The 18,191-nt window shown below is 40.8% G+C and carries 21 protein-coding genes; 7 read left to right on the forward strand and 14 right to left on the reverse strand.

Annotation, left to right across the window (positions count from 1 at the left end; genetic code table 11):
• The first annotated feature begins 387 nt into the window (after nucleotides 1-387).
• A complete protein-coding gene (locus V7K35_RS11450) occupies nucleotides 388-1,239 on the forward strand; it encodes a universal stress protein (RefSeq protein ID WP_335079006.1) in 852 nt (283 codons plus the stop codon).
• A 107-nt stretch (nucleotides 1,240-1,346) separates the two neighbouring features.
• Here the strand turns inward: V7K35_RS11450 and psbM are convergent, their stop codons facing one another.
• The 5 genes from psbM to V7K35_RS11475 form a co-directional block, all read right to left on the reverse strand.
• Complete coding sequence (gene psbM / locus V7K35_RS11455; RefSeq protein WP_273762658.1) at nucleotides 1,347-1,463, reverse strand: photosystem II reaction center protein PsbM; 117 nt, start codon at nucleotides 1,461-1,463, stop codon at nucleotides 1,347-1,349.
• A gap of 158 nt (nucleotides 1,464-1,621) precedes the next feature.
• Nucleotides 1,622-1,918 carry a 2Fe-2S iron-sulfur cluster-binding protein gene (locus tag V7K35_RS11460; RefSeq protein ID WP_334723811.1) on the reverse strand — a complete coding sequence of 99 codons (297 nt, stop codon included), beginning with the start codon at nucleotides 1,916-1,918 and terminating at the stop codon, nucleotides 1,622-1,624.
• A 185-nt stretch (nucleotides 1,919-2,103) separates the two neighbouring features.
• The gene (locus tag V7K35_RS11465) at nucleotides 2,104-2,241 is read right to left on the reverse strand and encodes a photosystem II reaction center protein K (protein WP_006195022.1); all 138 of its coding nucleotides are present in this window, start codon (nucleotides 2,239-2,241) and stop codon (nucleotides 2,104-2,106) included.
• Between the two features lie 78 nt (nucleotides 2,242-2,319).
• A complete protein-coding gene (gene tgt / locus V7K35_RS11470) occupies nucleotides 2,320-3,468 on the reverse strand; it encodes a tRNA guanosine(34) transglycosylase Tgt (RefSeq protein WP_335079008.1) in 1,149 nt (382 codons plus the stop codon).
• Nucleotides 3,469-3,597: 129 nt separating this feature from the next.
• On the reverse strand, nucleotides 3,598-4,050 hold the full coding sequence (locus tag V7K35_RS11475) for a hypothetical protein (RefSeq protein ID WP_334792795.1): 453 nt from the start codon (nucleotides 4,048-4,050) through the stop codon (nucleotides 3,598-3,600).
• Between the two features lie 378 nt (nucleotides 4,051-4,428).
• On the opposite strand from V7K35_RS11475, the gene cobS reads away from it, so the two are divergent.
• Entirely contained in the window at nucleotides 4,429-5,208 is a 780-nt protein-coding gene (cobS, locus tag V7K35_RS11480; RefSeq protein ID WP_335079010.1) for an adenosylcobinamide-GDP ribazoletransferase, read from the forward strand.
• A 121-nt stretch (nucleotides 5,209-5,329) separates the two neighbouring features.
• Here the strand turns inward: cobS and V7K35_RS11485 are convergent, their stop codons facing one another.
• The 3 genes from V7K35_RS11485 to V7K35_RS11495 all read right to left on the reverse strand — a co-directional run bounded on the left by V7K35_RS11485 (nucleotide 5,330) and on the right by V7K35_RS11495 (nucleotide 7,077).
• Nucleotides 5,330-5,785, reverse strand: coding sequence for a PPC domain-containing protein (locus V7K35_RS11485; RefSeq protein WP_335079012.1), 456 nt, complete (start codon nucleotides 5,783-5,785; stop codon nucleotides 5,330-5,332).
• Nucleotides 5,786-5,872: 87 nt separating this feature from the next.
• Entirely contained in the window at nucleotides 5,873-6,550 is a 678-nt protein-coding gene (locus V7K35_RS11490; protein ID WP_335079014.1) for a ComF family protein, read from the reverse strand.
• A 38-nt stretch (nucleotides 6,551-6,588) separates the two neighbouring features.
• Nucleotides 6,589-7,077, reverse strand: a complete 489-nt coding sequence (locus V7K35_RS11495; protein ID WP_335079016.1) for a GNAT family N-acetyltransferase — start codon at nucleotides 7,075-7,077, stop codon at nucleotides 6,589-6,591.
• 225 nt (nucleotides 7,078-7,302) lie between these two features.
• On the opposite strand from V7K35_RS11495, the gene V7K35_RS11500 reads away from it, so the two are divergent.
• Nucleotides 7,303-7,656 carry a hypothetical protein gene (locus V7K35_RS11500; protein ID WP_334792800.1) on the forward strand — a complete coding sequence of 118 codons (354 nt, stop codon included), beginning with the start codon at nucleotides 7,303-7,305 and terminating at the stop codon, nucleotides 7,654-7,656.
• A 535-nt stretch (nucleotides 7,657-8,191) separates the two neighbouring features.
• Here V7K35_RS11500 and V7K35_RS11505 read toward each other — a convergent pair.
• The 3 genes from V7K35_RS11505 to V7K35_RS11515 all read right to left on the reverse strand — a co-directional run bounded on the left by V7K35_RS11505 (nucleotide 8,192) and on the right by V7K35_RS11515 (nucleotide 10,200).
• Nucleotides 8,192-8,428, reverse strand: coding sequence for a DUF4327 family protein (locus V7K35_RS11505; RefSeq protein WP_273762671.1), 237 nt, complete (start codon nucleotides 8,426-8,428; stop codon nucleotides 8,192-8,194).
• 1,022 nt (nucleotides 8,429-9,450) lie between these two features.
• Complete coding sequence (rbfA, locus tag V7K35_RS11510; protein ID WP_335079018.1) at nucleotides 9,451-9,870, reverse strand: 30S ribosome-binding factor RbfA; 420 nt, start codon at nucleotides 9,868-9,870, stop codon at nucleotides 9,451-9,453.
• Between the two features lie 123 nt (nucleotides 9,871-9,993).
• Complete coding sequence (locus V7K35_RS11515; RefSeq protein WP_273762674.1) at nucleotides 9,994-10,200, reverse strand: DUF751 family protein; 207 nt, start codon at nucleotides 10,198-10,200, stop codon at nucleotides 9,994-9,996.
• A 165-nt stretch (nucleotides 10,201-10,365) separates the two neighbouring features.
• Between V7K35_RS11515 and V7K35_RS11520 the strand changes: the two genes are divergently transcribed.
• Nucleotides 10,366-11,223 (forward strand): DNA adenine methylase, encoded by an 858-nt coding sequence (locus tag V7K35_RS11520; protein WP_335079020.1) that lies wholly within the window; start codon nucleotides 10,366-10,368, stop codon nucleotides 11,221-11,223.
• On the opposite strand, the gene V7K35_RS11525 is transcribed toward V7K35_RS11520, so the two are convergent.
• The 3 genes from V7K35_RS11525 to V7K35_RS11535 form a co-directional block, all read right to left on the reverse strand.
• Nucleotides 11,195-11,671 carry a PD-(D/E)XK nuclease superfamily protein gene (locus V7K35_RS11525; RefSeq protein ID WP_298918018.1) on the reverse strand — a complete coding sequence of 159 codons (477 nt, stop codon included), beginning with the start codon at nucleotides 11,669-11,671 and terminating at the stop codon, nucleotides 11,195-11,197. The two genes, V7K35_RS11520 and V7K35_RS11525, sit on opposite strands and share 29 nt — an antisense overlap.
• 398 nt (nucleotides 11,672-12,069) lie before the next feature.
• Entirely contained in the window at nucleotides 12,070-13,290 is a 1,221-nt protein-coding gene (locus V7K35_RS11530; RefSeq protein ID WP_335079022.1) for a HetZ-related protein, read from the reverse strand.
• Nucleotides 13,291-13,686: 396 nt separating this feature from the next.
• Nucleotides 13,687-14,346, reverse strand: a complete 660-nt coding sequence (locus tag V7K35_RS11535) for an L-threonylcarbamoyladenylate synthase (protein ID WP_335079024.1) — start codon at nucleotides 14,344-14,346, stop codon at nucleotides 13,687-13,689.
• A gap of 58 nt (nucleotides 14,347-14,404) precedes the next feature.
• On the opposite strand from V7K35_RS11535, the gene larC reads away from it, so the two are divergent.
• From larC to V7K35_RS11550, 3 genes are all read left to right on the forward strand, one after another.
• Entirely contained in the window at nucleotides 14,405-15,718 is a 1,314-nt protein-coding gene (gene larC / locus V7K35_RS11540) for a nickel pincer cofactor biosynthesis protein LarC (protein WP_335079026.1), read from the forward strand.
• An 854-nt stretch (nucleotides 15,719-16,572) separates the two neighbouring features.
• Nucleotides 16,573-17,169: a hypothetical protein gene (locus V7K35_RS11545; protein WP_335079028.1), complete on the forward strand. Its 597-nt coding sequence runs from the start codon at nucleotides 16,573-16,575 to the stop codon at nucleotides 17,167-17,169.
• A 219-nt stretch (nucleotides 17,170-17,388) separates the two neighbouring features.
• Nucleotides 17,389-18,009 carry a hypothetical protein gene (locus V7K35_RS11550; RefSeq protein WP_335079030.1) on the forward strand — a complete coding sequence of 207 codons (621 nt, stop codon included), beginning with the start codon at nucleotides 17,389-17,391 and terminating at the stop codon, nucleotides 18,007-18,009.
• Nucleotides 18,010-18,191: the final 182 nt, after the last annotated feature.

Consider the following 18,191-nt stretch of genomic DNA (forward strand, 5'->3'; position numbering starts at 1 on the left):
TCGCCTGTTAAAGGTTACACTGAATCAATTTTCCTGAAGAGTTATTTTCGCATTTCTTTGCAATACTTAACTAACTTCTAATTAAAAAAAGTGAACATAGATTAAAAATGATAACTAACATCATAATTTATTAAGTTCTTCAGGCTAAGTTGAGAGTATGCTTAATGATTGAAGTCTAGTTGAGAATTTTAAGTAACTAGGTGCAAAGAAACTTAAACATTTGTTGAGTTTTTTCTCCTTTGTCATTTATTTGAATGTTAAATACTAAAAAACAAAGTTTGTTTGTGCCAACTTACTAACTAGGTTGTCGAGCAAGGTGGGAAAAATCTGACCATAGCCAAGTACTAACAGCGAAAATAAAAGTAAACTTCACAAAAAATATGTAAGATGATCAGAAGAATTTTGCTGGCTGTATCGGGATTGGGACACGCAGAAGAAATGCTCAAAACCCTGAAAGAAATCCCTTCAATTCAATCTGCAAAAGTTACAATTTTGCATGTTGTTCCTGCACAAAGTACTGCTACTACCATGACAGCTAAATGGGAAAATGGTGGTAAAATTCTGGCGAATGCAATTCAAACTTTGAACTTAGATCCTAGTCAGGTTTCTTCAATTTTGCGTGAAGGCGAACCCAAAGATGTAGTTTGCCAAGTAGCTGATGAAATCGACGCTGACTTGATTATTATGGGTTCACGCGGACTTAAACGCCTGCAATCGATTTTATCGAACTCAGTCAGTCAATATGTTTTCCAACTATCTTCTCGCCCCATGTTGCTGGTAAAAGATGACATTTATGTCAAAAGAATTAAGCGGATTATGGTGGCAATAGATAACTCTGATTCCGCAAAAAACTGCTTAAAATTAGCACTGTTTTTACTGCGAGATATTCAGGGCGGCCAGTTAATCTTGGCAAATGTTGCTACAGATTTAGGCGGTAAAAAATCGGAAATAACCGAGGTAAACCCAGATAAAAATCCACTTTTAGCAGCCGCAGTTGCAGAAGCTCAAAAACAGGGCATTCAATCTCGTTCTTATAATAGCAGTGGCAAACCTGGTGAAGAAATTTGTCGGTTGGCAGAGGAGTTGAATATAGACTTATTATTACTCGGTTCCCCAGATCGTCGTCCATCGATCGCTAAAAGTTTTGTTGATATAGATAGACTCATCGGTTCTTCGTTGTCTGACTATGTTCGAGTTAATGCCACTTGTCCAGTATTGTTGGCGCGAACAATTGCTTAAGCTCAAGGGTTCTCAGTACTTTTTATTTGATTCAGCACTCAGTTAGCATGATAAATAAAAACCCCTACACCAGTAATGTAGGGGTTATTTATTTTATACACAAACTCTTAACTATCTTTTCCACCTTGTCGGCTAGCAGTTTGGATGTACAGAATTAATAAAAACACAGCGGGAACGAGTACGAACAAAATGCTCGCTATGAACCCCAGGTCATTAACTTGCATGGCAAGAAAGCCTCTCTTAATTTTCCAGTCAACAAGATTAGGATAGCATCATAGATGACAGAGTTATACCAATTCAAAATTCAAAATCAGGAAACTCAATTTTGGTAAGTATTTTGACTACTGACTGGATAAAAATTGAAAATGGCAGATTTGAGAACTTAAGGCTTAGTAACCACACTAACTGAGCCATTCACTAAAGTTTGACAGGCAAGACGGTAATTTTCTGGCTTTTTTTTGAATTTTCGGTTCTCTACATCTGTGCGGGGGGAAAGATTTTCTAGTCCCTCGACTATCTCGACAACGCAAGTGCCACACTGGCCATTACCACCGCAATTCGTCATCTTGCCAATCAATTTATATATATCAATGCCATTTTGCATCGCTTTCAGCCGGAGATTAGCACCATCCGCCACCACTACTTCTTTATTTTCTTTAACGAATTTGATATTACCCATAACTGAATTTCTCCTTGACTCTAAGCTTGGCTTTCAAGGCTTCATATTGACATGGCTTGATTCAAATCTTATTTCTTATATTAATTCATTACAAAATATTAATAAATATTAACTTTAGAAAACATGATGCTACAAAAAAATAGGACAGGCATAACATCTGTCCTATAAATTGAAAATAGATTAACTTACCTAAATCCGACGGCTGCTTGCCAAACGAAAGCAAGCAACAAAAAGAATACGGGAATAACTGGGAGAACGTCTACCAAGGGATCGAAGATTTGGTAAGCTTCAGGCAGTTTTGCTAATAAAAGTGCTGCTTCCATGTTTGTTTAAATCCACCTATCCAACACAGCTTTCATAATTGAGAAGTATCTTAACATAGTTTGGGTCTTGGTCATTGGTCAATAGTTATTTGTCATTTCTTCCTCATCTGGTACTGATTCAGATGAGTTGAGCCAGTGACCAAATTCTGTGGTGAAGCGATCGCTCAATATTGCTTCTCTAATATGCTGTGTAAAGCGAATTAGTTCAGTAATGTTGTGAATGCTCAACAAGGTGTAAGCTAAAATCTCCTGCGATCGCACTAAATGAGATACGTAAGCACGGCTAAAATTTTGACAAGTGTAGCAGGGGCAAGTTTCATCCAATGGCGTAAAATCTTCACGAAACTTAGCATTTTTTAAATTCCAGCGTCCGCCCTGGACTATTGCTGTACCATGTCTGGCCCAACGGGTGGGAATTACGCAATCAAATAAATCTACACCAGATGCGATCGCGATCGCCATTTCCCGATAAGTACCCACACCCATCAAGTAACGCGGCTTTTCCGGGGGTAGAAGCGGTGCTGTGACTTTTACAATCTCAGCCATCAATTCTGGCGGTTCTCCCACACTGACGCCACCAATGGCATATCCGGGCAAATCCAACTTAGCCAAAGCTTCAGCCGCACGGCAACGCAAATCCAAATATACGCCGCCTTGCACAATCCCAAATAAAGCCTGCTCACTGTTTTGATGAGCCGTTATGCAGCGTTCTAACCAGCGGTAAGTGCGCTCAGTTGCAGTTTCTACCTCTTGGCGAGTAGCTGGGTAGGGTGGACACTCATCAAAGGCCATAATCACATCTGCCCCCAATGTATTTTGAATTTCAATGGAGCGCTCTGGTGTTAAGTTAATAATTTGTCCATCATGGGGCGAGCGAAAAGTGACGCCTTCTTCAGTAATTTTTCGCATCTCGCTTAAGCTGAACACCTGAAACCCACCCGAATCTGTGAGCATTGGACCGTTCCAACCCATAAATTTGTGCAACCCACCACCTCCAGCCACGATCGCTTCCCCTGGTTGGAGGTGAAGATGATAAGTATTGGATAAAATCATTTGCGCCCCAGTATCTCGTAGCTGAGATGGGGTGAGAGTTTTGACATTCGCCAGCGTTCCCACTGGCATAAATCTGGGGGTTTCTACAACACCGTGAGGAGTGAAAAACACTCCTGCTCTAGCTTTTGTCTGACTACAGCAAGCAAGACATTCAAAGGAAAAATTCGCACTCATACCATTTTAGATTTTTGAAAATGCGCCTATAGGACTTAGGCAAAACATCCGAATGTAGGGGCAATTCATAAATTGCCCCTACATAAATAAAGCGCAGCCCCAGATAAAATTGGTATAGTAGTCGCTATTTTAGAAAGAATCAGAAGAGTCATCGTCAATTTCTGCATCCCATCTGGCTGAGAGGACTTGCTCCATCATCGCTTCTATGGCGCTGACATTGAAGTTTCGCTCTCGTCGCTCTTGTAAAGGGGTTGAGCGGGGAGTCAACCGCAGACACACTCCTTCTTGGATCAAATCGAAGTGGGTTTCTTGTTGGGGTGACTGTTTTAGTTCCAAGTAATCAAAACTACAAACATTTAAATATAGGGCATGGTTAGCCACTAAGGTAGACCTTTGTGGATTAGCAAAAACTTCCATCACATCCCCTTCACCCTCGCTCAGTACCTTATCTTCTTGGGTGTAGATGTAGTGGACTCGACCTAAATCTGCCAGCAATCGCCGGATGTCGAGTTTATTTACAATGATGCCCGTGTTAATAATGCACGGAGCTGGTATCCTGGTGTCGGGTAGATGGTGACTCATAGGAAAATAGCGATTGAGCTAAGGAGAGCGACAACATAGCTAAACTGTCATAATTGAATAGCTTGTTTACTCCCTACATTTAAAAAAATATCAATTTTGTGGGGCAATCGTCTAAATAATTTGGAGTAAGTTTTTAATTAACGAATACAAAATACAAATTTTGATTGCTGATGGAATTTTAATTTCCAGAATCTTTTGTTTTTTGTATAAAAAATACTCGATATTATTTAATTACTACTTAGACCAGCATAACAAAATTTTCAGTAATAATCTCTAATAGAAGTAAATCTTATTTAAAGCTTTAAAGTCTACTGATGTTGAATTGGACTAAAATTATCACTCTTATCCAGCAATTAACTAAATATTAATGTAACTAAGATGACGAAACAGCAACAGTGGTGGAAAAAGCTGCTGTTAAAGCTGGCAGCTAGTATAATCTTCTACACTAGTATTCCCCTACCGGATTTGAACGGATTAGACTTTCGGGGAGTGGCACGGCTTGCTTCGCTTGTAGGGTTGATAATTGGGGGAATTTTAGGGTTACTAGATACGGGGATGGATTATATTGGTATGCCCGTGCTAACTCGTAGTACTTTAGTAGTAAGTGTTTGGATTGCCATTACTGGAGGACTACACTTAGATGGGGCAATGGATACTGCTGATGGTTTGGCAGTGGGCGACCCAGATCGGCGACTGGAGGTAATGGCAGATAGTGCCACAGGTGCCTTTGGAGCAATGGCAGCGATCGCCTTGGTGATCCTGAAAATAACAGCCTTAACAGATATGCCAGAAAACCGTTGGTTATTGTTGATGGCTGCTTGTGGGTGGGGACGTTGGGGACAACAGGTGGCGATCGCACGATATCCTTACCTGAAACCAACTGGCAAAGGTGCCTTTCACAAACAAGCTATTCGTTCTTACAAAGATTTGTTACCGGGATTGTTTTTATTGTTTTGTTTAAGTGGTTTACTTGTGCTGATAGATAAACAGCAGCTATTTCTCGCACTGACAATGATAATTGCTGGAAGTGCGATCGCCATTTTAACTGGTGCGTGGTTCAACCACAAATTAGGCGGACACACTGGAGATACCTACGGCGCAGTCGTCGAGTGGACTGAAGCCTTATTTCTTTGCGTACTGACCACTGTAGGAAGTTAGGAGTTATAGCAAGGGACTGGGGACTGGGTGAAAAGCCTTTTTGTGTCTAAGTTTTATCATCTGTTAATATCCTAACCACCTTGGCTGTTGCTATAAAAATTCAAACTCCAAACTCCAAACTTTATTTAATCGGTTGCAGCTTTGTCACCTTGAGTTTAAAAACCCCAACCCCAGTTTCCCCAAAAGACCGGACACGAATAACATAATTCCCTGTCTCTACGATGCGGGTAAATAGTAGGGAATTGCTACTACCATCAGGGCCATCATCATTTTCTGCCAGAGTCGATCCATCAGGTGCCAGCAGTGTGATGATGCTGTCAAAGTTTTCAGATGACAGGTCAACTGCTAAATTATCGCCCTTCTGTAACTTGACTGTGTAATCACGAGCAAACCCACCTTGACCTGTGGGAATGTCTTTATCTGAGAGGCTATCAGTAATTTCAGTACTGTTAGATAAAGGAATTGGACTATACAACTTATTTTGAGCAAAAGCTGCACTTGTACTTATGTCTATTGCCAGCAATGTGGCAGGAATGATGATGAGTTGTTTTAAACCTGCCGCAAAAACTTTATTCATACATTTCAAGCAATTTTTTCCACAATAATAGGGTAATTCGGTCAATTTATACATTTATATGTCAAAGCTTGCCCATTAATTCTGGATTTATCCGTCTTTAACGGTAGTGGCTACTGCTACTAATCCTAAGACCACAATTCCATACTGACGAAGTGTTTGCACAGCAGACCTGGCAGTAGCACCAGTAGTATAAATGTCATCCACTAACAGCACTGGGACATTTGGGGGACGGTGGCGAAAAACTTGGCCAACAGCAAAAGCTTCAGCCAAGTTTTTTTCTCGTTTAGATACTGATAACCCAAATTGCGCTTCAGTTTCTCGCACTCTTGCTAAACCGTTTAGTTTCAATTTTAATCCAGTTATTTCGCAGAAGCTTTGTGCGATCAGTGCGGCTTGATTGTATTTACGCTGCTTTTGCTTGCTAGGGTGCAGTGGAATGGGAACTACCACAGGTTGGCTATCTCGCCTCGGTGAATTTAACAACCATGCTTCTCCTAACCATTGACCAAAGGGACGAGCTATTTGGGGTTGATTTTCGTATTTCATCGCCGCGATCGCTCGTTTCAGCGGCCCACCATATTCCCCCCAGGCAAATACTGGTATTGGTTCTTGCCACAGAGAAATCGGGTCTTTTAGTTGACATTTTTGCAGTTGTCTGGTGCAGTTCTGACAGAATTCTTCCGAGGTTGCACGTTGGCACAGAGGGCAATGGGATTGGAGAAAAAGATTGAGTAAGCCTGTGAGATTCTTAGTCCAAGTGTGCATTTTAAGAATTAGGAATTAGGAGTTAAGAGTTAACTCCTTTAACTGTTGTGCAGTAACTTAACATATACGCGATCGCAGCGTGTTGTTTCCACACCTGTTGCTGGAGTGTAGCCGTTGCTTTCATACAGCTTGACTGCTTCTACCAAAACGCTGGCGGTTTCAATCCAAATTTGCCCAAAACCGCGATCTGCGATCGCTGCTTCTAGCTGTTGTAACAAATATTTCCCCAATCCCAAACCCCTGATGCTGGGCAAAAGATACATTTTGCGGATTTCTACAGCTTTTTCGCCACGATGTATAGGGTAGTATGCTCCAGTACCCACTAACTGGCTTTGGTGTTCAATTACCCAAAACTCTCCCCCAGTGGCTAAATAATATTCCTCTACTCGCAGCACATCTCGGTCAGCACCGTTTGGTTCCCAACCCAGACCGTATTCTGATAATACATAACTGATGACTTCGGCGGCTCTATTGCGATCGCTTTCCACCCAATTACGAATTAAAAAATCTTGATAATAGTTTTTCATTACCATTTGCTGGTCAAGTTTACACAGAAAATTTTCCGCATCTATATCCCAATTTACCTAGCAAATAGCAATTCTTGCAGAGTCGATTTCAGGCGCTACTATCAAGGCGTGAATTCGCTTTACTTAATCTATTGTTATTGAGCGTTTTGACATTCACACTTGCTTCAGCTTGTGCAATAATATTGACCACAGTGTTACTTATCAAAAAGTTTTAATAAAAAACATATGTCTTCAACTCCTCTAACCTTGAACCTAATTGAAGGTTCTGTCTCATTCAGTTTTTCACCCCAAGCAGCACAAGAATTAAAGACAGCGACGGATCAACTGATGCAGCGCTTGAAAGCTGTCGCCGCTAAACCTACTCCTGGCGGCGGTAAAGTCACTCCCCAGTCTCCCCTGGAATATCGTTATACGGGTGAAGTATTTTTAGAAATTTTCTGTAATCCTAATATCTGGCCGACGCCCTTCGCAGCCAAAGTTTTGCTGACTGTCCGCAACGTCAACATCCGCTTGACTACTGAAGCTGAACTTACTCGCATCATTGAAGATATTAATCAGTATTTAGAGCAAGTGGGATAATAGTTCACATGATTTTTTTATGCTTTTCAAGATTTTTTAAGAAAGAATATTATACAAACTTTGGATTTTGCGAGAGTTGAGCCAGTTGCTATGCCAAAGGTTTTACGCTGCGCCATCTGTTGTATCAACTGGTGTCAGTTAGCCCAACTTAACAAACTTTTCAGCACGATTTTAGCTTTGAACAGCAAGCAAACTATCGCTCACTTGAGGGAAGCGATGTAAGAAATTGCGAGTCAAAAGTGAAGTTCCTCCACTTTTATCAGATCAATGTAGGAACTTCACAGAATTTACACACTAGATTGAAGCTGTAGCACCAGATATACAGAAAAAATGGTTCTGATACCTACTTCAACTTAAAAATCGTATAAATTCAGACTCAAATGCTTCTGTATTAATGAAAAACGCAAGATTCTGTATGGGGCAATGCTCATTAAAAACCAGAGATTATTCCCCAGATTGGGCGTCGAATCGTTGATGGTGACATCTACACATCAAAAATCAAGTCCCAATCCCAAATCCGAAATACAAACATTGATTAGTCGTTGTCCCACTGTTCACGACCAATTAGGTCGCCAATGCGATCGCGTAACAAAAAGTCACATTTCTCTAATTCACATTCAACACAAACCCACTCTCTCGCTGGAATGTATTGGCAGAGGGTATATATTGGCTGTTGTCTGCTAACCATTCCCTTTTGCACCAGTCGGCGTGCTTCGTCTTGAATCACATCTAGAGAGTAGTAATTGATAAAAGGCACCGTATTCACACTCATGGTTTTTACTCACAAATTAACACTTACGATAGTGTTCCCGTTAATAATTAGGAACAAACATTACAGAAATTAGACTTGTGGCTAGGATTTTGTAGTTTGCTATACGGAACTATTTTTATTTTGACGCTACATATGCGGAAAATATTTCAAGAAATGTTAAGAAAGTCAACAAATCCTGACATTTATCGAAAATCAGCTTTACAAAAAAAATTCCTTGTAGTTAACTTAACCTGCTATGTTGGCTGGATGATTTTTATTCAACAAGTTTAAAAGTCTTGCCATCACTGTATTTATGCAAGATTTGGCGGGTGGGAAAAATTCATATCGCGACGCCGATAGCGAAGCGTTAGCGAGTCTTCTCCCAAGGGGAGACGCCAAGGGCGAACGAGCGTCATAGCCCGCCGCAGGCATCGCTTACATATCAAATAATCACCTTAGAGCCGGATTTAGAACTGCTGATATTTATCTAAGGGTAAACAACACAAGAATATTTGTCAGATACTAGGGTATAAACTGTTGCAAAACATAACGCTTAAAGTACACTACGAAGGCTTTTATCCTAGCATTTGTTAACAATTTATTAAGTAAAACCGTAATGTCTTGGTTATTTTCAGCACTAATATCACACAGTTTTCTTTTGATAAACGTCTCTAAAAGAATGGAGTAATACTAATTCGTAATTAGGACACACTTAATAATTCAAAATTCAAAATTGTTCGTCCAACCTCTGGTAAAGAAGAGAGTTTCAGATTCTTATTTAAACCCTGACTGAAACTGAACGCAGTCAGAGCGTAACCGTTGAGGACGAGCTACGTGTAGACGTTGGCGTTAGCCTCTCTCAAAAGGAGAAGGGGTTTTAAACCCTTTGATTTACCATAAACAGAAAGCATATACATGCAACCACTGCTCGTTGAAGTAGATTATGGTTAGATTAAAACAGACGCGACCTAGTCACGTCTGTAAACTGTTTGGCGGATTTGCTGAGATTAATTGTTCTGAAGTTACATTGTTATTTAAGTTACTTATTCACTAGATGATTCATCATCTTGATCTGTGCTGTCTTCTACTGATACGAGATTTTCTGGCGGACGCTCATGGTTAAGTTGGTTTAGTAGTGCCAGTACTTTATTACCGCGTTCTATGGAGCGATCTTCGAGAAAGATGACCTCTGGTGTCCGACGTAGCCGTACCCGCGCCCCAAGTTCGCTACGGACGTAACCCGTGGCCGACTTTAAGCCTGCCATTGTTTCTACCTTAGCTTCATCTGTACCATAGATACTGACGTAGATTTTGGCGTGTTGGAGATCGCCGGAAACATCAACATCAGTAACACTTACCATTCCTGTACCCACACGGTCATCCTTAATGCCATTGAGCAGCATTTGGCTAACTTCCCGTTTGATCAGTTCAGAAACGCGGGAAACCCGGCGATTTGTAGCCATAAAAATTTCGCCTCCTGACAGAGGTTGTACAACAAAAATAGATGTAAGTTGGGTAGACAGTACTTAGCGTGAGCAACGCCAAGAGCAACCGTCTGTGGGGCACAACCCCGATATAGCGCTAGTCTAGATTGTACTCAAGCCCAGCATTGCCCGTAGGGTGAAAGTAAGGAAGACTAGGCTGCCCACAAATAAACCCAAGATAGCGATTAAGGTGACTGGGCGCTTCAACAGTGGCACTAATGGCGCAAAGGTGTTCAAAAACAGTCCTAAAACGATAGTAATTAAGTACCGGGGGTAGCGAAAGACGTTATCCCAAAATCCGTCAAACATCTGAATCTAAACTGCCTTGTTATATACTTACGTTTGTTTTGATATGCTTTATCTACTCAATTGTAAACTATGCGGCTGAAAAATTAGCCAGTTAATCTAAAATCTGGCTCGTCGGTTATATTGGCTTTATTTAGTCACGATTATTTTCAGTTAAATCGTAAGTAAATGGTAATTCAAGCCCCCAAAGAAACTAGCCCACGTCCATTTTTGAAGTGGGCAGGGGGTAAAAGTAGGTTGATACAGCAATATATTCATTATTTTCCTAAAAGTTATAAAAATTACTATGAGCCATTCTTAGGTGGTGGTGCTGTTTTTTTCTATCTTCGACCAAGTACAGCGATTTTAACTGATATCAACGACGAATTAATTAACACTTATTGTTGTGTTAGAGATAATGTTGATGAGTTAATTTCTATATTGAAAGAGCATAAAATCAGACATGATAAAGATTATTACTATAATGTCAGAAAAAACTCTGGTGGTACTGATATAGAGAAAGCTGCTCGAATAATTTATCTTAATAAGACTTGTTTTAATGGTCTTTATCGAGTCAACTCACAAGGCAAATTTAATGTGCCTTTAGGCAGATATGAAAATCCGAATATTTGCCATGAAGATTTACTGCGAGTAGCTTCTATAGCACTTTCTCATGCAAAAATTCAACAAGCAGATTTTACAGAAGTCCTAAATCATGCGACTAGCAGTGATGACTTTGTATTTTTTGACCCGCCTTATCATCCTATCAGTGAGACTAGCTATTTTACTGCTTATAATCAAAATTGTTTTAGTAAAAAAGACCAAGAACTTTTAAGAGATACTTGTGCAGAGTTAGCAAGTCGTGGTGTCAAAGTTATGGTATGTAATTCTGATAGCGAATTTATTAGTAAAATTTATACTGATATCAATTTTGAAACCTACAGAATCAAAGCAGCCCGATCAATTAACTCAAACATAAAAAATAGAGGCATGATTTTTGAACTATTAATTACATCTTTTAAAGATTTTTATTTGCCCAAGCAATGAATCTGTCTAAGCTATAAACTGCTAATAAATTATGATTATCATTAACTCGTGCTTTTAGCCATTTGCTTGCGCCTTCTCGCATACCTTCACCGCCTAAAATCACGATAGTTGGTGCAGGGTAATAATTCTGGATATTCATGTTCAAGTAAGGAAATTTTTCATCAACAGAACCGGGGCTTTCTTGCCATTTGCACTCGAAGATTAAACCAGACGGCATTGCAGGTGAGCCAACAACATAAAAATCAACCTTCAGAACGGTATGATAAATTCCAGTTCCAATATAAACTTCTTTTCCATAACGTTTTGGTAATAAAGCAGCATTCAATATAAATTCTTTTGGGACATAGTTCCCTACTTGAAAATAATTATGCCCATTTAAGATTGCTTCTACATTTCCTTCTAAAATATTCCCAGACTTATTTGCCCGTCCGCCTTGAGTCAGAGCCATCATCAATCCCTCTGCCAAAAGTCCTGCTTATTATAGGATTTCACAGAAGTAGTAAAAAAGGGTCAGTTGCTTAATATGAATTTTTGATTTTGACTAAACAAGGTTGGATTAATAGGCAAAAAATCCGAAGAAATTGGTATTTTTGTACTAAGTAAATACAAATGTATTAATAATTTGGATCAGGAACGAGTTAGTAATTTAGATAATAGTTATTTGCGTAGGAGCGTGGGGAATTGAGGGGGGAAATTTAAACGCAAAGGGGCGCGGAGGGAAGCGCAGAGGTACGCAGAGAATTCGCTACGAATTAATGAAATGTTGTACTTGGTGTGTAAACTAATTCGCGCTCCTCGTGCCAGTGATAAGGTTTGATAATGTCTTTTAGTTATTTCACCTTAGCTTTAGCCTGTCTGGGCTTCAGTATGACCGTTGCGGATAGTCCATGCTAGTTCTAAGAGTTGAGTCCAGCGCTTTTGTAGCTGTTTGGGGGTGCATTTGATGGCTTTGGCGATCGCTTGGTCGTTATGTCGTGCAGTTTTTAACTCTAATATTTGCTGTTGCTGTTGAGTGAGTTGATTCACAAAAATTTCCCACTGCTGGGAAGATAAACCCAACTTTTGCTCTAAACCTGCACCTAACCATTGATGTACCAATTGCCAATGATGTTGCTTGGCAAACTTTTCCACATGGTATTTAAACCGTTGTTGGAGATAATCGCGCTGACGGCTAGTTAAACCGAGAATTTGGTCAATTTCTGGGGCTGAGAGGTCTTGAAGTTTTAAGCTGAGGTAGTTCATACAGTCAGATTGTCCTTGAGAATCCAAGTATTTCATCAATTCAGTGATGACGCGATCGCGTTCTGACTCTTCTGATGGATCAAAATTAGTTTGGGCAATCATCTGCGATCGCAACTGTTGCACCGCCGAGTTACGCTGGTAAGATTCTGCTTCTTCACCCTTAGCAGACTCTACCGCCATTTCAATATCCACAGTAGTTTCTTGCGGCTGACGACGAGCAAAACCTTGGGCCCGCAAGATAATCAATTGCTGATTTGCACCACCAGGTAAATTGATCCGGCGTTTGGCATACTGTTCTGTAAACGCCATATATTCAGCTAATTGCAGCTGAGTACGCGGCGTATGATCATTAGGTAGTTCGTTTTCTCTGCGGAAAGCTTTGATAGCTTCGATATAAAATGCTTGTAAAAAATCTTCAATTATGCTGTAACGAGCCTCAAAGCCTAACTCAGAGCCGGATATAGTTACATGGCGGTAAACCATAGCACCCAAATTGCTATGTAATTCCACCCGCCCTTGTTTGGAACCTAGTTGGTAGTAACGTAAGCACTTTTGCATCCGATGCCTTCCCAACGTAATCTGCCAGGATTTGATTTGCCCAGATGTTTGGATACGGGAGCTTTTATCACAAATGCGTTCTACTTCTATAGCTATGCGGTTTGCTAAAGCTTCTACGCATCTGGGTGCTGCTTTCACTTGTGCTTGCATTTCCTGACACAGCAATTCAATCAAGTTACCACTGCTGCTGTCTGAAAATTCTTCGGTCGAAAGGTGATTATCAAAAATAGGTGTAGAGTTTGGTAGATTAACGACGTTAGCTTTCATGACTTTTCCAGGGAGTAGTATTGCACCGTAATTACAACGCAGACACAGCAATCAAGGCCAGCCTTGGCTTGTGAATCTTTGGGCATTCATCCATTAAGACTTGCCGCATGTAATGCTTACATCTAAAGCTCATATATAAAACTATAGGAAATACGAGAGAGTTACAGTTATGGCAATGTGTCGGTTTTTTCACAAGCCGCCACATTCACGCGGGGACATGAGTACCCGTTATTTTATCAAAGTTGTCAAATCCCTTGCTGTACCGACTGTTACCACCATCCTGTTATTGCATTTGTGCCCATTGGAGACATCGCCTTTAAATATGACAATTTCAAAACTGGAGTCGCTTTTATCACAATTTCCGAAACGGAGAGGTGTACCTGTGAAGTTTTATTCTTATACCCATGCTGCCGCTGCTTCCCAACCTAAACCCCTCCGTATAATTGCTGCTTCGTCTCCGGTCATATCCAAGATGGTAGATACTTCATAAGTAGGTTCTTCGCCAGTGTCTACAATTATGTCTACCAACTTGTCTAAACGGTCAAATAGCTCTACCCGCGACTGAACAGTTTCTGGATCTATCCGAATCATCCCATTATCTGCTTCATCTGCTGGCAGATGTGCTGAAGTTGAAATAATCGGATTGCCCAACGCTGCCAGCAACTCCAAACACACAGTATGGTTTGGTACTCTAATTCCAGTACTTTTTCGCTTGGGGCTTTGCACCAATCGCGGTACTAATTTAGTTGCTGGGAGCAAAAACGTGTATGGCCCTGGAATCAGGCGTTTCATAATCCGATAGGCTGTGTCACTTACGAAGGCATAAGTTGCCACATTTGAAAGCGAGGGAGATAAAAATGTCAGTGGTTTATCATTTGCTAGCTGTTTAATTTGCCGCACTCGTTCTACCGCCGACTTGGCATTCAAATCACAACCGATCGCATAGACTGTATCAGTAGGGTAAAGCATGACTGCGCCACTAGAAAGCGCCGACTTTATTTCCTCTATTCGGCGAATTTGAGGATTATCCGGATGAACTGGGAAAATTTTTGCCATAGAGGGATTGGGGATTGGGGATAGGGGAGAATAACTAATGACTAATGACTAATTTATTATGAATAAAATTGCTTATCTTCAATGTCCGACAGGGATTTCTGGTGATATGTGCCTGGGTGCTTTGGTAAGTTTGGGTGTTCCTGTGGAGTATTTAATTGAAAAACTCAATGGGTTGGGTATTGAACAGGAATATCAGTTAAGAGCGGAATTTGTCCAACGGAATGGTCAGCAGGCAACTAAAGTTTATGTGGATTTAGTAGACGATCATCACCACGACTACGAACACAGTCACGATCACACACGCCACTTGCCAGAAATAGAGGAGATGATTATCAAAGCGGGGTTGCCACCACGGGCAGAAGCTTGGAGTTTGGCGGTATTCCAACAGCTAGCAGTAGCTGAAGGCGCGGTGCATGGCATTTCGCCTGAAAAAGTTCATTTCCATGAGGTGGGTGCTGTAGATGCGATCGTCGATATTGTAGGTACTTGCCTGGGGTTGGATTGGTTGGGGATTGAGAGCAATAAGGAAGGATGGCCCCTACTTTACTGCTCGGCGTTCCCAACTGGTGGCGGTACTGTTCGGGCTGCACATGGTCAGATGGCAGTACCAGTACCAGCGGTATTAAAGCTGTGGGAAATGCGGAGTTGTCCAGTTTATAGCAATGGCATTGACAGAGAACTGGTGACACCTACAGGGGCCGCGATCGCTACTACTTTGGCAAGAGATTTTGGTTCACCACCTGCGATCGCTATCAAGCAGATAGGACTGGGAGCAGGAACCATAAATCTACCCATTCCCAATATTTTACGCCTCTGGCTGGGTGAAAGCGTAAGTTTACAGTCTAATTTTAGTGATTCTGAAGATACTAGCTCAAATTTAGAAAATTTCAGCGATTCTGAAGATACTAGCTCAAATTTAGAAACGATATCAGTACTAGAAACCCAAATTGATGATTTAAATCCGCAAGCGATCAGCTATGTGTTTGAGGCGTTGTTTGCGGCTGGTGCGGTGGATGTTTTTACCCAAGCGATCGGCATGAAAAAGTCCCGTCCAGGGATTTTGCTGACTGTAATTTGTCATCCAGAAAATTTACTCAGTTGTGAAGCGGTTATATTCCGCGAAACCACTACTTTGGGCATTCGGCGAACAACTCAGCAACGCGCCATTTTACAACGGGAAATTCAACAAGTGGAAATTGAATATGGCAAAGTGCGTGTCAAAATAGCATGGAAGGGAGAATTACCAGAAAAAGTTATTGTTAATGTGCAGCCAGAATATGAAGATTGTGCAGACTTAGCTCGAAAACATAATATTCCCTGGCGTGAAATTCAACGGCTGGCGCTACAGCATTGGTATTTAGTCAATGACTGAATCTCCTCGTTCCCAGTCTCCGACTGGGAATGCCATCCTAAAGGCTCCGCCTCTGCTCACACATCAATCAACTCTACTGTGTTTTGGCTTTACAAGTCTGTCATTGGAGTTCAGGCGGGATACGCGCAAAACAGGACACGTTGTAAATAAATGTTGCAGAGCGTGTTTTATTGATTTACCAACTTGCTCATAAATGATAATCGGGCAATCAAAATTTTGCCCGGTAAAATCAACTCTTCACCGCTTTCAATACCTCAAGCTTGCCCATAAAAGAGCTTTTTTGGGAATGTTTTAACTGGAGGAGTCAAGTAAAGTTTGGTATTGAAACAACCCTATATCAAGGATTTTACTTTCTTTGCATTACAAAACTTTACAACGTGCCCCACTTTGTAGCTATCCCGGCTGAACCCCTGATTGGAGCAGAGCGATCGCTTCCAGCGGGCGGGTAGGCCATCGCGCTTTTTGGTGCTGCTTCCTCCCCGGACTCAATGTCGTTCTAACTACCAAATACCGACATTTTTAGAGGTAAAACCCTGTTATATGGTAAATGGCGAGATATGAATTTTTCTAGTTTAAGTAATGATGTTTTTCAAATAATTCGTACTAACTAGTCCAATTAGAGAATTGTCATACTCAAAATGAAGAGAGTCGATACTTACGTATTAGAGAATAAGTTTATGTACAACAACGCTTCGGATTACTTTTAAATAAAACTGATAAGTTATGCACTACCCACTATTTAATAGTTAGATTCAGGTACTGACACAATGTCTTTATCCATATCTTACTAAATTTTATATATTGTTAATTGTAAGCAACGTTATAGCGTTGAAATTTATAAGCATAAGTCAATAATGCCCCCTATTCAACTGATCTACACCAACGTGTCTAAGTTTCAGTTTAGTTTTTTAGTAGGCTTAATCAGCGCCCTTAGCGCTTGTGTTAATCTACCAGCAGTAGCTTTACCAGGGCAAGACGTTGAGACAGTAATCCGATGGTCAGATGATCATCAGTTGATTGCTTTCCTCATGCCTAGCATCAAGTTACAAGCGGGAGAACCCGATTTGTTCTCTACATCTAAGTGCCTTGGCAAGGAGTTAAGTTTTGACGTTTGGGCACCGAATGGCCTGGTGATCCAAGAAATGATCGATTATCGGTCTAATGATACATCTTTCAATTTCGATCCAAACAATTCCGCCGGAATTAATCTGATTCGACAAGTGTACGATTCTGCGATCGCTCAAGATTTTGCATCTTCTACCCTGATATATCAGAGAAACGATGACACTCCCAGATCCAGTTTTTACCGAGGTAAGCGTTACGGATATATCACGGAACACTTTCTTGATCGCCGCCGCCAAAATATAACTCAGCAACGTGCTGTGTCACAGCTAACATTAATGCCTCTGGGCCAATTAGAAAACGAAATTCAACTTGATAAAAAAATCTAGGGTTATTTCCTCAACTTCGATAGTGTGGACTATTTCGAGGTCACATGGCGGCTGATTGCTGTAGAATTCGTCTATTCTTGCTTCTGAGTTGCGGCTGAGTCTAATGCATAAGCTAACTTCACTCATTCCTAACTCAACAATGATGGCACGCATATACCCCGCTATCCTTAAACGGGGTTTCCTTACAAATACTGTTCATAGCAATAAACAAGCAAAATCATGAAACTTCTTAAATTAGTAAGCATGTTCCTGTTAACAGGAGCATTTGTAAGCGCTCAGACTATTATCAGCATAACTTTTTCACAGCCTGCTGCCTCACAGTCCATTAATCGCAGTAAAGCGATTGAAGTACCATTTAAAATTTGCAACTCAACCGAAACATGGGTGCGTCCTACTAAAGCAGAACAAATGAAGTTTCTGCGGGAGAATATGAGCGCAAGATATGATGATCTGACTAAGAACCCTGAGCCTTATGAAAGATGGTTGAGCTATAATATTTATTCGTTTACAATTTATGGTGGTAGTTCGTTTTTTGATTATCATTATCTTGCGGGTCTATGGACACCCAGCGATAATCTTGTATGGCAATGTGATGAATCATCAAGGCATAAAATTAACACTGGAGAGATAGCTGAAGTCTGGGTTTTGTTGTACAGAGTAATAAGTATTAAGTGGGTAGGCAATCACTATCTTATGGTAGTTAAGCCAACAAAGAAAGGTCGTCAATATATTCAATTATCTAGACGAGAGCATCAGGATTCACTTCCATTAAAAGTCGTTACTGAAGACGGTAGTGAGATAAAAGTGTTACCCTTATCACCCAACAGGATGTTTTATTAGGACTTAGGCATCGTACATAAGTACTATACGCAATTTAAGAAACCTCTTGCATAAATGCTTAAATTGTCATATTGAGCGGAGTGATACATCTAGCGAGATTCTTCTCTCCACTGCGTTCTGCTCAGAATGACATACCTGATTTTGGGACTTTTGCAAGAGGTCTAAGTGTTTCAGCTATGTTT

It is taken from the genome of Nostoc sp., assembly GCF_036917275.1.
In the GTDB taxonomy this organism is placed as follows: domain Bacteria; phylum Cyanobacteriota; class Cyanobacteriia; order Cyanobacteriales; family Nostocaceae; genus Nostoc.